Source organism: Lentzea sp. NPDC058450 (genome assembly GCF_042721395.1).
Taxonomy (GTDB): domain Bacteria; phylum Actinomycetota; class Actinomycetes; order Mycobacteriales; family Pseudonocardiaceae; genus Lentzea.
Genome location: NZ_JBHXLO010000012.1, coordinates 51,698 through 63,507, shown reverse-complemented (window position 1 = coordinate 63,507; position 11,810 = coordinate 51,698). Strand labels below are relative to the sequence as shown.

Genomic DNA, 11,810 nt, shown 5'->3' with positions numbered 1-11,810 from the left:
TCACGCGCCGGCGACGGCCTCGCGCGGGCGGAGGTCGGTCCAGTGGCCCGACACGTAGTCGAGGCACTCCTGCCTGGTGCCCGGCCCGTGGACCTCGGTCCACCCGCTGGGCACCGGGATCGCCCGCGGCCACAGCGAGTGCTGGCCGGGCGAGTTCACCAGCACGAGGAACGTGCCGTCGGGGTCGTCGAACGGGTTGCTGCTCATCGGGTTCTCCTTGGGGGTCAGGCGAAGGTGCGGGCGACCGCGAGGAACGCGTCGTTGTCCGCGGGGCTGCCGATCGTGACCCGGACGCCCTCGGTGCCGAACGGGCGCACCATCACGCCGTCGGCCGCGCAGTGGGCGGCGAACGCGGGCGACCGGTCCGCGAGCGGCAGCCAGAGGAAGTTCCCCTGTGACGGCAGGAACTCCTGCCCGAGTCCGTGCAGCGCCTCGCCGACGCGGTCGCGTTCCGTGCGGACGAGCTCGCACCGCTGCGCCAGTTCGTCGGCGGAGTCGAGGCTGATCAGGGCGGCGGTCTCGGCCAGCGTGCTGACGCTGAACGGGACGCCGACCTTGGTGACCGCCCGGATCAGGTCGATCGGGCCCGCGCAGTAGCCGATGCGCAGACCCGCGAGGCCGTACGCCTTCGAGAACGTCCGCAGCGTCACGAGGTTGCCGCGCCCGGCCGCCTCGCGGACGAGTTCCAGCCCGTCCGGAGTGTCCGGGTCGGTGACGAACTCGCGGTACGCCTCGTCCAGCACCACGACGACGTGCTCCGGCACGGCGGCGAGGAACTTCGCGAGCGCGTCGCGGTGCAGGGCAGTCCCCGTGGGGTTGTTGGGGTTGCAGATGATGATCATGCGGGTCGTCGCCGTGACGGCGGCCAGCATGGCGTCGAGGTCGTGGACGAGGTCGCCGGTCAACGGGACCGGACGTGCCTCGGCGCCCGAGACGCGCACCAGGATCGGGTAGGCCTCGAACGAGCGCCAGCCGTAGACGATGCTGCTCGGGCCGTGCACCACGGCCTGCATCAGTTGCAGCAGAAGGGTTGCCGAGCCCGCGCCCACGGCGACCGACCCGGCGGGCACGTCGAGGTGCTCGGCGAGGCGGGTGGCGGTGGTGTGCGGGCTGACCGGTGGGTACCGGTTGATGTCGGCGAGGCCCGCGGTGAGCGCGGCGGCCACCCTGGGCAACGGCGGGAAGGCCGTCTCGTTGTTGGACAGCTGGACCCGCGCGGTCGTGGGCAGCTGCTGGTACAGCGGCAGCGCGTCGAGGTCGGGGCGGATCAGGACCGTCATCGCCGCCTCAGCTCAGCTCGAACACGACGGCCCCGGCGAGGCTCTCGACGCGGTGCGCCTCGACGCACTTCCAGCCGGCCTCGTCGAAGACGTCCAGCCACTCGTCCAGCGTCGGCAGGTAGACGTCCATCATCGCGTGGCCGAATTCGAACGCGAGGGTGAACACCGGGATTTCGTCGTCCGGCACGTTCGTGGTGCGGACGTTGTCGCCGAGCAGCAGCCTGCGGGCGTTCGGGAATGCCTTGCGCAGCTGCTGGAGGGACGTGATGCAGCGTTCCCTCGGCCAGAAGTCGTGTCCCATCATGAAACACGTGAGCAGGTCGACGTCCTCGAATTCCGGGGACGGTTCGAGTTTGCGGACGTCCGCCTCGATGAACGAAAGACGGTCGCCCACGCCCTGCCGTTCGGCCTCGGCCCTGGCCATGTCGATCGCCGGGCTCGCGATGTCGATTCCGATACCACGTGCCTGCGGGTGGCGCTTCAGGATTTGGAGAAGTCGTTCACCACTTCCCGACCCCAGATCGGCCACGCCCGCGGGTTCGAAATCGATTCCTTCGAGGACCGGCCAGAAAACCGGGTCGTAGAACTGGGTGTTCGCTTCCCGGCAGGCGGCGCTGATCGCGGCCGCGTCCCGGTGGTAGTAGCGCCCCTCGCGGTTGCCGTTGCGCAGCACCGACGGGATCTCGGCGAACAGCGGGGCTGACCCCCGCATGAGCCAGTGGAAGAGCGATTTTGCCTGGTAGACCTCGTCGAACTGCTCGCCGGGCACGACCGTGTCGCCGTCCCTGCTGACCACTCCGACGCTCGCGAGAGCGACGAACAGCCCGCGTGTCGACTCCTCGTGCAAGTCGTTCTTCCCGGCGAATTCCGGCACCTTCAGCGTGCCTGATTCACGTAGTTCGGTTAATGCTCCCAGTTCCCAGGCCGCCGCGATGGCGGACGCGGCCACCGCGGAGTTGAAGATCTGCGCGGTCGCCCGCGTGGTCGTGCTGGTCATGGACAGCCTCCTGTCGCGCGGCGCGCCGCGACCCCGATTTTCGGAAAGCCGGAAAACGTGTCCGGTCCATCGCGGACATTGCCGTGCGCAGACTGCGAACGGGACGGTTGCCCGGCGACACCAGCCTTGCGCAGGACGGCGCAGGATTCCACCTCCTTTAGCCACTGCCGAAACTCCCAGCTCGGCGCCGATGTGGCGCAGGTCCTTTTTGGTCACGGCTTAAACACGTTGCCGCCGGGCCGTCCACCGAACAAGACTTCCGATTGCGGGACCACAGGGGTCGTGGGATGCCCGCGTTTTCTTCTCGGGGGATCCGACAGAACGGAGCAGCAGCGTGGACACCGTCATGCCCGCGTCCGTGCACCAGCTCTTCGAGCAGTGGGCTCGGCGCACGCCCGGCGCGATCGCGGTGTCCTCCGCCGGGGTCGTCCTCACCTACGCCGAGCTGGACGAACGCGCCTCCCGCCTCGCGCACCTGCTGGTCTCGCGCGGTGCCGGTCCCGGTGTCGTCACGGCGTTGTGCTTCGAGCGCGGTGTCGACCTGGTCGTCGCCGAACTCGCCGTGCTCAAGGCGGGCGGCGCCTACCTGCCGCTCGACCCCGGCTACCCGGCCGACCGCCTGGCGTTCATGCTCGCCGACACCGCCGCGCCGCTGGTGCTGACGTCGGCCGAGCTGCGCGACCGGATTCCCTTCGGCAGCGCGGAGATCGTCTGCCTGGACGCCGATCTTCTCGACGGACCCGTTGGGCCGCTTGACGTTCCGGTGTCCGGGGACGACCTCGCGTACGTGATGTACACCTCGGGTTCCACCGGGCGGCCGAAGGGCGTGCTGGTCGAGCACCGCGCGATCGTGCGGCTCGTGCGCGGCCAGTCCTACGCCGCGCTGACGCCCTCGGACGTGGTGGCACACCTGGCTTCCGCGTCGTTCGACGCGTCGACGTTCGAGGTGTGGGCGGCGCTCACGAGCGGCGCGCAGCTGGCGATCGGCCCGTCCGGCGCGGTCTCGGTCGCCGAGCTCGGGAGGTTCCTGGCCGGCTTCGAGGTGAGCGTTCTCTGGCTCACCGCGGGCATGTTCCACGAGGTCGTGGACGCCGACGTCACGGTGTTCGGCGGGCTGCGGATCCTGCTCGCCGGCGGCGACGTGCTCTCTCCGAGCCACTGCGCGCGGGTGCTCGCCGAGTTCCCCGAACTGGCTCTGGTCAACGGCTACGGCCCGACCGAGGGCACGACGTTCACCGCCTGCCACCACATCACCGAGGTGTCCGGCCCGGTGCCGATCGGCACCGCGCTCGCCGGCACGACCGTGCACGTCCTCGACGCGTCCCTGCGACCGGCGACCACGGGCGAGCTGTACGTCGGCGGCTCCGGCCTGGCGCGCGGCTACCTGAACCGGCCTGGGCTGACCGCGACCCGCTTCGTCGCGGCGCCGTCGGGCGAACGCCTGTACCGCACCGGCGACCTGGTGCGGCTGGACAACGGCGTGCTGGAGTTCCTGGGCCGCACCGACGACCAGGTCAAGATCCGCGGCTTCCGCGTCGAGCCCGGCGAGACCCAGTCCCGGCTGCGCCGCTGTCCCGGCGTCACGGACGCGGTCGTCGTGGTGCGGGACGGCCGGCTGGTCGCGTACGTCATCGCCGAGTCAGCCACCCCGGCGTCGCTGCGCGACCAGTTGGCCGGGCTGCTGCCTGAGCCGTTCGTGCCGTCGGAGTTCGTGCTGCTCGACCGGTTCCCCCTGACCCCCAACGGAAAGGTGGACCGGGCCGCCCTGCCCGAACCGCGTCGCGGCGCGGAGTCGGGCCACCGGGCGCCGAGCGGCGAGATCGAGTCCGCGCTGGCGGCGATCTGGGCCGAGGTGCTGCCGGTCGACCAGGTGGGCGCGGGCGACGCGTTCTCGGCACTGGGCGGCGACTCCCTGCTGGCGGTGCGGGTGCTGGCCCGGATCCTGGCGCGGTTCGGCGTCGAGCTGACCGTGGCCGACCTGTTCGACGCACCGACGCTGGCCGAGCTGGCGGGCAAGATCGCCGTCCGACCCGCCGCGCTCGTGCCGGAGGCACCGCACCACACGCCGGGCTCGGAGTTCCCGCTGTCGTTCCCGCAGGAACGCCTGTGGGTCGCGCACCAGATCGACCCGGACGCCGTCGACAGCAACGTCCACTTCGCCTACCGGATCAGCGGACCGCTCGACGTCGAGGCCCTGGGCCAGGCGTGGAGCGAGGTGGTGGCGACGCACGAACCGCTGCGCACGGTGGTGGGCGAGGGCCCGCGCCAGCTCGTGGGCCAGGCCTCCGGCGTCGTCGAGCTCACCGACGTCGGCGAGGACCCGGCCGAGCTGGACCGCCTGCTCCACCGCGAAGTCGCCACCCCGTTCGACCTCACCACCGGCCCCGTCTGGCGCCTGAACCTCCTCCGCGTCACCGACACCGACCACGTCCTCGTCCTCGGCGTCCACCACATCGCCGTCGACGGCTGGTCCATGGGCGTCCTCACCGGCGAACTGAGCGAGCGCTACGCCGCCGCCCTCGAACGCCGCCCCGCCCGCGTCGACGCGCTCCCGGCCCGGTACGCCGACTTCGCCCTCTGGCAGCGGGAAGCCCTCGCCGACACCGCGCTGGCCGGTCCGCTGCACTACTGGCGCCGCACCCTCGACGGTGCCGCGCCACTGCAGCTGCCGACCGACCGGCCGCGCCCCGCCGTCCGCACCTCCGCCGGTGCCGAGCACCGCTTCCAGCTCCCCGAGAGCCTGACCTCACGGCTCGGCTGGCTCGCCGAAGCCCACGGCACCACGGTGTTCACCGTGCTCGTGGCGGCCTGCCAGGTGTTGTTCGCCCGGTACAGCGGGCAGCGCGACGTCGTCGTCGGGACCGTGGTGTCCGGGCGCGACCGGGTCGAGTTCGAACGGCTCGTCGGATGCTTCATCAACACCCTCGCGCTGAGGTCCACTGTGGACGCCGCGCTGCCGTTCACGGAGTTCCTCGGGCACGTGCGCACGACGGTGCTGGAGGCGTTCGCGCACCAGGAGGTGCCGTTCGAGCGGGTGGTCGCGGAGCTGCGGCCCGAGCACGACCCGAGCCGCACGCCGATCGTGCAGGCGTTGGTGGTGCTGCAGAACACGCCGGACGAGCCCCTGGCGTTCGCGGGCGCGGCGGTGGGGCGGCAGGGGTTGCCGCACGTGTCGTCGATCTTCGAGCTGACCGTGGAGTTCACCGAGCACGCCGACGGCATGGACGTCGCGGTCGAGTACAACACCGACCTGTTCGACGCCGCCCGGATCGAGCGGATGGCCGGGCACCTGCACGTGCTGCTGGACCAGCTCGCCACCACGCCCGACCTGCCGGTCGGCGAGCTGTCGGTGCTGACCGCGGGCGAACGCAGGCAGTTGGCGGAGTGGAACGACACGGCCGCAGACCACTCGCTGGACGTGACGGTCCAGGAGTTGGTGGCGCGCCAGGATCCCGACGCACCAGCCGTGGTCTGCGGTGAGCGGACCCTGACGTTCGGCGAACTGGACGCGCGCGCCAACCGGATCGCGCACCACCTCATCGCCCGCGGTGTCGGGCCGGACGTGGCCGTGCCGGTGTGCCTGGAGCGGGGCGCGGACTTCGTCGTCGCGCTGCTCGCCGTGCTCAAGGCCGGTGGCGCGTACGTGCCGCTTGACCCGGACAGCCCGGCGGCACGGCTGGCGTTCGTCGTCGAGGACACCGGCGCACGGGTCGTGCTGACCCAGCGCGGGCTCGCCGGGCGGATGTCCGAAGTGGACACCGTGCTGATCGACGACCCGGCCATCGACCGGAACCCGAGCACCGCACCGGAAACGGGCAGCAAGGCGGACGACGTCGCGTACGTCGTCTACACCTCGGGCAGCACCGGCAGGCCGAAGGGCGTGATGGTCGAGCACCGGTCGCTCGTCAACCTCTGCCTCTGGTACCACGACTTCTACGGCGTCACGCCGGACGACCGGTCGGCGCACCTGGTCGCGCAGGCGTTCGACCCCGTCGCGCTGGAGATCTGGCCCGCGCTCACCGCCGGCGCCTCGGTCGTCGTCGCCACGCAGGACGTGCTGGACGACACGGCCGCCCTCGTGCGGTGGATCGCGGCGAACGAGGTCACGTTGTCGGTGATCATCACCCCGCGCGTCGACGCCGTGTTCGACCAGCTCGAACTCGTCGACACGAGCCTGCGCGTGGTGATCGCGGGCGGGGACGTGCTCCGCCGCCGGCCCAGCCCCCGGTTCGGGTTCCGGATGGTCAACCACTACGGCCCGACCGAGGCGACCGTCCTCGCGACGGGCTCGGTCGTGGCACCGGAGGGCGACGCGCTGCCGACGATCGGCGTGCCGGTCGCGAACACGACGGTGCACGTGCTCGACCCGCACGGCAACCAGCTGCCCGTCGGCGTGCCCGGCGAGCTGCACATCGGCGGGGTCTGCGTCGCGCGCGGGTACGTCAACCGGCCCGAGCTGACCGCGACCCGGTTCGTGCCCGACCGCTTCTCCCCGGACGCCGACGCGCGGCTGTACCGGACCGGCGACCTCGTGCGCCGGTTGCCCAGCGGTGAGCTGGACTTCTCCGGCCGCGTCGACAACCAGGTGAAGATCCGCGGCTACCGCGTCGAACCCGGCGAGGTCGAGGTCGTGCTCGCCGAGCACCCCGAGGTGGCGGCGGCCGTCGTCATCGCGCGGGAGGACGCGCAGGGACGCGTGCGGCTGCTCGGGTACGTCGTGCCGGTCGGCCGCGACCCGGAACCCGCGCGACTCCTCGACCACGTGCGCGGCGTGCTGCCGGAGTACATGGTGCCGGCGGCGGTCATGGTGCTGGCGGAGTTCCCGCTCACCTCGCGCGAGAAGGTCGACCACGCCGCGCTGCCCGAACCCGAGGCGACCGGCGACCGGTTCGTCGCGCCGCGCACCGAGCTCCAACGGCTGCTCGCCGACATCTGGGCCGACGCGATCGGCGTTGCGGAGGTGGGCGTCGAGGACAACTTCTTCACGCTCGGCGGCGACTCGATCGTCGCGATGCGCGTGGTCTCCAAGGCACGTGACGCCGGGCTGCGGCTGAGCGCCCGCGACCTGTTCCAACGGCCGACGATCGCCTCGCTGGAGGCCGTCGCCACCGGTGCACCCGTTGCGGCACAAGCCGTCCGGGTCGAGGGCCGCGCTCCGCTCACGCCGATCCAGCGGTTCTTCTTCGCCACGTTCACGCCGACCGCGCCTTTCCACCAGCACGTGACGCTGGACCTGCCGGACGTCGCACCGGACCAGGTGCGGCTGGCGGTCGAGGCGCTCGTCGCCCACCACGGCGCGCTGCGCACGCGGTACGGCCTGGAGAACGGCCAGTGGTGGCAGGAGGAGACCGCCGCGAGCGTCCGGTTCGCGACCGGCGACGAGAACACCGCCGTCGAGTTCGCCTCCGCCTCGACCGACATCACCGAGGGCAGGCTCGTCGGCGCCGTGCTGGTGCCGGGCAGCCCCGCCAGGCTCGTGCTGGCCGTGCACCACCTCGCCGTCGACGGAGTGTCGTGGCGCGTGCTGACCGAGGACCTGCGGACCGCGCTCGACCAGGCCGGCCGCGGCGAACGGATCGTGCTCGGCGCCACCACCGACTCCCCGGCGGCGTGGGCGAGCAGGCTCACGAGGCACCTCGCCGCGGGCGGGTTCGACGCCGAGCAGACCCACTGGGCGGCGCTGGAGGACGTGGACGCGACCGTGCCCGTGGACCGGGACGGCCCGAACACCGTGCGGAGCACCAGGATCGTCCGCGCCGGGCTCGACGAGGAGACCACCGCGAAGCTGCTGCGCGAGGTGCCGCCGGTCTACCGGACCGAGGTCGGTGACGTGCTCGTCGCGGCGCTCGGCCGGGTCCTGTCGGCGTGGACCGGGCACTCGCGGGTGCCGCTCGGCATGGAGGGCCACGGCCGTGAGGAGCTGTTCGACGACGTCGACGTCACCCGCACGGTCGGCTGGTTCACGACGCGCTACCCGGTCGTGGTCGAACCCGGGGGCTCCTGGGACGCCGCGCTGAAGTCGGTGAAGGAGCAGCTGCGCGCGGTCCCGTCGCGCGGCCTCGGCTACGGCGTGCTGCGCGACGCCGGCCGGGTGCCGGAGCTGGACCCGCCGGTGGTGCTCAACTACCTCGGCCAGTTCGACGCGGCGTCGTCGGAGATCGGCCTGCACCAGCACGACGGCGACACCCGGCCGCACCTCGTCGACGTCGTCGGCACGGTGCTGGCCGGACGGCTCGAGTTCCGCTGGTACTACTCGGAGAACGTGCACGACGAGGAGACGATCGCGAAGCTCGCCGACCAGTTCGTCGCCGAGCTCACCGCCGCCGTCGAGCACTGCCTGACGGCGGACGCGGGCGGCCGCACGCCGTCCGACTTCCCGCTGGCGCGCCTCGACCAGTCCACAGTGGACGAGATCGTCGGGAGGCGGCGGGACGTCGAGGACGTCTACCCGTTGACGCCCATGCAGAACGGCATGCTGTTCCACAGCCTGATGGACTCCAGCGGTACCGCCTACTTCGAGCAGATCAACGCGGTGGTCGACGGAGTGCGCGACACGTCCGCGCTGGCCGCCGCCTGGCAACGGGTGGCGAACCGGATTCCGGTGCTGCGCAGCGCGTTCGCCTGGGAGGACCTGCCGAAGCCCTACCAGGTCGTGTCCGCGCACGTCCGCGTACCGGTGACCGAGCTGGACTGGCGCGACCTGTCCGGCGCGGAGCTGGACGCGTCCGTCGCCCACCACCTCGACCAGGACCGCAAGGCAGGTCTCGACCTCGGTGAGGCGCCGCTGATGCGGGTGGCGATCATCCGCCTGACCGACGACCGCGTTCGCCTGGTGTGGACGTTCCACCACGCGCTGCTCGACGGCTGGAGCGGCATGCAGGTGCTCGCCGAGGTGCTCGGTGAGTGCTCGGCCGAGCCCGTCGCCGTGACGAGGCGCCCGTACCGCGACTACGTGGAGTGGTTGGCGCAGCAGGACCTGACGGCCGCCCGCGAGTACTGGCAGGAGGCGGTGGCCGGGTTCGAGGCCGCGACGCCGCTGCCGTTCGACCGGCCGAAGTCCGGCCTGCACCGCACGGTCTCGTCGGCCCGGCTGCGGATCTCGCTGCCCGAGGACGTCACCGCCCGCGTGTACGAGACGGCGAAGCAGGCGCAGGTCACGATCAACACGGTCGTCCAGGGCGTGTGGGCGTTGCTGCTGTCGCGCTACAGCGGCGAGACCGACGTGTGCTTCGGCGCCACGGTCGCCGGACGGCCCGCCGATCTCGCGGGTGCCGACCGGATCGCCGGCATGTTCATCAACACCCTCCCGGTGCGGGTGCACGTCGACCAGGACGCCGACGTCGTCACGTGGCTGCGCGGCCAGCAGGAAGCGCAGGCGGCGGCACGGCAGTTCGACCACGTGTCGCTGACCGAGGTCGTGGAGTGGTCCGGACTGCCGCGCGGCCGTGACCTCTTCGACAGCATCGTCGTGTTCGAGAACTACCCGGTCGAGACGGCCGCCGACGGTCCGTCCATCGTGGACATCGGGTCGACCAGCGGCACGAACTACCCGCTCAACGTGGTCGTCTACCCGGAGGACGCGCTGTCGTTGTTGCTGCACTTCGATCCGGCGCTGTTCGACGAGACGACCGTGCGGCGGATGGCCGGTCACCTGCGGATGCTGTTCGAGGCCGTCGGTTCCGGCCGCGGCCGCGTCGGCGAGCTGTCGATGCTCGCCCAGGCCGAACGGCGGACGCTGCTGACCGAGTGGGCGACCACCGGGCCCGCGCGGACCGGCGGACGCCTGCACGAGGTGATCGGCGCGCAGGCCCCGGACGCCGTCGCGGTCGTGCACAACGGGAACGCCACCACCTACGGCGAACTGGACGCGGCGGCGAACCGGCTCGCGCACCACCTGATCGCCCTCGGCGTCGGCCGGGACGTGCTGGTCGGCGTGTCCGTGCCGCGCAGCACCGACCTGGTCGTCGCCGTGCTCGCGGTGCTCAAGGCCGGTGGCGCGTACGTGCCGCTGGACCCCGAGTACCCGGCCGAACGCCTCACCACGATGCTCGCGGAGACCAGGCCGCGCGTGCTGCTGACGCTCGCGGACCAGGCCACCCGGTTCGCGGAGTCCGAAGTGGACACCGTGCTGCTCGATCGGGTATCGCTCGATTCGTTGCCGGACAACGATCCCGTGGTCGAGGGCGACGACCGCGACCTGGCGTACGTGATGTTCACGTCCGGCTCGACCGGAACGCCGAAGGGCGTGATGATCGAGCACAGGTCGCTCTTCAACGTCGTGCGGTCGATCAACGAGCGGTACGGCCTGACCCCCGACAGCAGCGTCCTCCAGGTCTGCTCGATGAGCTTCGACGGCGGTGTGCAGGACATCTTCAGCACGCTGGTCGCCGGAGCCACGCTGGTGCTCTCCGGCCCGGACGCGCTGCACGACCCGTCGGCGCTGGCCAGGCAGCTGAAGGCGGACGGCATCACGGTCGCCTCGCTGCCGCCGGCCGTGCTGGCCGCGCTCGACCCGGCCGAGCTCTCCGGCCTGGAGTGCGTCGGCACCGGCGGCGACGTCTGCCCGGTCGAGCTGGTCGAGGCGTGGGCGCCCGGCCGCACGTTCGTCAACATCTACGGCCCGACGGAGTCGACCCTCGCGGTGACTCTGTACCCGGCACAGGCCGGGGCGGGCCACCGCACCATCCCGCTGGGCGAGCCGATCCCGGGCGTTCGCCTGCACGTGCTGGACACCGGTCTCGCGCCGGTTCCCGTAGGTGTGACGGGAGAGTTGTACATCGGTGGTGCCGGACTGGCGCGCGGGTACGCGGGCAGGCCGGACCTGACGGCCGAGCGGTTCGTCGCGGACCCGTTGGGGGAGCCGGGCGCACGGCTCTACCGCACCGGTGACCTGGTGCGGTGGCGGCCGGACGGGCTGCTGGAGTTCGTGGCGCGCACCGACGACCAGGTCAAGATCCGCGGCTTCCGGGTCGAGCCGGGCGAGATCGAGAACACGCTGATCCGGCACCCCGCCGTCAGCGAGGTCGTGGTCACCGCGCCCAGGACCGAGGCGGGCACCCGGCAGCTCGTCGCGTACGTGGTGCCGGACACCGCGCCCGACGGCGACACGCTGCGCCGGCACCTCGCGAAGACGTTGCCGGACTACCTGGTGCCGTCGGCGTTCGTGCGGTTGCCCCGGTTGCCGCTCACCGCGAACGGCAAGGTCGACCGGCGGGCGCTGCCGCGACCGTCCCGTGCGGACGTGATCACCGTCGCCTACCGGGCGCCGGCGAACCCGACCGAGGAAGCGCTCTGCCGGGTGTGGGCCGAGGTGCTCGGCCGCGACGAGGTGGGCGCGGACGACGACTTCTTCGCCCTCGGCGGTGACTCGATCACGAGCCTGCGCCTGACGTCGCGGGTGCGGCGGTCGTTCGGGGTCGAGGTGTCACCGCGCGACCTGTTCGACGCGCCGACCGTGGCCGGGCTCGCGGAACGGATCGTCGACCTGGTGCTCGCGAAGCTGGAGAACGACTTCGCGCTCGGCGCGAACTGAC

The 11,810-nt window shown here is 72.0% G+C and carries 4 protein-coding genes; 1 reads left to right on the top strand and 3 read right to left on the bottom strand.

Annotated features, from left to right (window positions below; genetic code table 11):
* From ACFWNN_RS20030 to ACFWNN_RS20020, 3 genes are read right to left on the bottom strand one after another with little or no spacing between them, the layout of a single operon-like run.
* On the bottom strand, positions 1–207 hold the full coding sequence (locus tag ACFWNN_RS20030) for an MbtH family protein (RefSeq protein ID WP_382441413.1): 207 nt from the start codon (positions 205–207) through the stop codon (positions 1–3).
* A 17-nt stretch (positions 208–224) separates the two neighbouring features.
* Positions 225–1,280 (bottom strand): histidinol-phosphate transaminase, encoded by a 1,056-nt coding sequence (locus ACFWNN_RS20025; protein ID WP_382441412.1) that lies wholly within the window; start codon positions 1,278–1,280, stop codon positions 225–227.
* A gap of 7 nt (positions 1,281–1,287) precedes the next feature.
* Positions 1,288–2,277, bottom strand: coding sequence for a class I SAM-dependent methyltransferase (locus tag ACFWNN_RS20020; protein ID WP_382441411.1), 990 nt, complete (start codon positions 2,275–2,277; stop codon positions 1,288–1,290).
* Between the two features lie 334 nt (positions 2,278–2,611).
* Here ACFWNN_RS20020 and ACFWNN_RS20015 point away from each other — a divergent pair, with 334 nt between their 5' ends.
* Positions 2,612–11,809, top strand: a complete 9,198-nt coding sequence (locus tag ACFWNN_RS20015) for an amino acid adenylation domain-containing protein (RefSeq protein ID WP_382441410.1) — start codon at positions 2,612–2,614, stop codon at positions 11,807–11,809.
* Position 11,810: the final 1 nt, after the last annotated feature.